Source organism: Enterobacter sp. UPMP701 (assembly GCF_053709515.1).
The window spans coordinates 1-986 of the sequence record NZ_JBSKJN010000041.1 but is presented as its reverse complement, the minus strand read 5'-3'; the positions used below and the strand labels follow the sequence as shown (position 1 = coordinate 986).

Genomic DNA, 986 nt, shown 5'->3' with positions numbered 1-986 from the left:
ACCGGGCAGTGCCATTGGCATGACAACCCGAACACCAGTGATGCGTCCACTCCGGTCCTCTCGTACTAGGAGCAGCCCCCCTCAATTCTCCAGCGCCCACGGCAGATAGGGACCGAACTGTCTCACGACGTTCTAAACCCAGCTCGCGTACCACTTTAAATGGCGAACAGCCATACCCTTGGGACCTACTTCAGCCCCAGGATGTGATGAGCCGACATCGAGGTGCCAAACACCGCCGTCGATATGAACTCTTGGGCGGTATCAGCCTGTTATCCCCGGAGTACCTTTTATCCGTTGAGCGATGGCCCTTCCATTCAGAACCACCGGATCACTATGACCTGCTTTCGCACCTGCTCGAGCCGTCACTCTCGCAGTCAAGCTAGCTTATGCCATTGCACTAACCTCCTGATGTCCGACCAGGATTAGCTAACCTTCGTGCTCCTCCGTTACTCTTTGGGAGGAGACCGCCCCAGTCAAACTACCCACCAGACACTGTCCGCAACCCGGATTACGGGTCTACGTTAGAACACCAGCCATTAAAGGGTGGTATTTCAAGGATGGCTCCACGCAGACTGGCGTCCACGCTTCAAAGCCTCCCACCTATCCTACACATCAAGGACCAGTGTTCAGTGTCAAGCTATAGTAAAGGTTCACGGGGTCTTTCCGTCTTGCCGCGGGTACACTGCATCTTCACAGCGAGTTCAATTTCACTGAGTCTCGGGTGGAGACAGCCTGGCCATCATTACGCCATTCGTGCAGGTCGGAACTTACCCGACAAGGAATTTCGCTACCTTAGGACCGTTATAGTTACGGCCGCCGTTTACCGGGGCTTCGATCAAGAGCTTCGCGTTGCCGCTAACCCCATCAATTAACCTTCCGGCACCGGGCAGGCGTCACACCGTATACGTCCACTTTCGTGTTTGCACAGTGCTGTGTTTTTAATAAACAGTTGCAGCCAGCTGGTATCTTCGACTGATTTCAGCTCC

At 54.4% G+C, this 986-nt stretch carries 1 rRNA gene; it reads right to left on the bottom strand.

The window, feature by feature from the left end:
* Positions 1-986, bottom strand: a 23S ribosomal RNA gene (locus tag ACWKXT_RS24220); the annotation flags it as partial.